Origin of the sequence: Acinetobacter bereziniae LMG 1003 = CIP 70.12, from assembly GCF_000368925.1 — a bacterium.
In the GTDB taxonomy this organism is placed as follows: domain Bacteria; phylum Pseudomonadota; class Gammaproteobacteria; order Pseudomonadales; family Moraxellaceae; genus Acinetobacter; species Acinetobacter bereziniae.
Window position 1 is genome coordinate 1,961,043 of record NZ_KB849756.1, and the last position, 756, is coordinate 1,961,798.

Consider the following 756-nt stretch of genomic DNA (forward strand, 5'->3'; position numbering starts at 1 on the left):
CAAGCCACCAATCACATTGTTCAGGCTGAAAAAATACAGGTTCCCACTCTGCCAATGAATCGGCATATTGCGTTAACGGAAGCATTTTCTCTCGAATTGGTTTTAGAATATTATTTAACGCTTGATAACCTTGTGGGCGTGGTAAACCTATTCTTGCCAATTGTGGTGATTCATCTGCTCTAAAAAACACTCCACCATTGATCGGCTCTAAACGTAATGGCGTATTCGGGTCTTGTTGTTGAATGGCTTGTACTTCATCGAGTTTTTCAAGCCACGGCTGACCGAGATACACCAACCAAGCTGTTGAACGTACACCTTTTTCTAAAGAGGGTTCATCATTGATCACATGACTACTTTGCGTCATGTTCTTATCAATATCTAAGCCAAGAAAGCGATAATTGGCTGCGGTTTCAAAAGCTTGCCAAGGTACTGCTTGGGTAAAATCTAAGGGTTGCCCAACGCGATAACCACAATAGGCTTGTTCTATCTTAATTTCACGAACTATTGATTTAAAAAACTCAATACATTGCAAACGGTTGTTACTATTTTGAGTAAAATCAAATGGAAAAATAAAATTGACTGTTGAATAGCGTTCATTATTTGCCATCTCCGAACTACACAACACATCAACACCATAATTAGGTGCAAAACTCATTTTTGCTTGATCTGAAAAATAATAAATGACAGAGGTTTTTTCCTTTTTTATATCTTCTAATAAATTTTCAGGAAAACCGTCCTTACGAAATTTACGTTCAC

At 37.6% G+C, this 756-nt stretch carries 1 protein-coding gene; it reads right to left on the minus strand.

Going from position 1 to position 756, the window contains the following annotated elements; genetic code table 11:
- Window positions 1–756 (minus strand): type VI immunity family protein (locus tag F938_RS19055; RefSeq protein ID WP_005034366.1); only part of this gene is annotated, 756 nt, incomplete at both ends.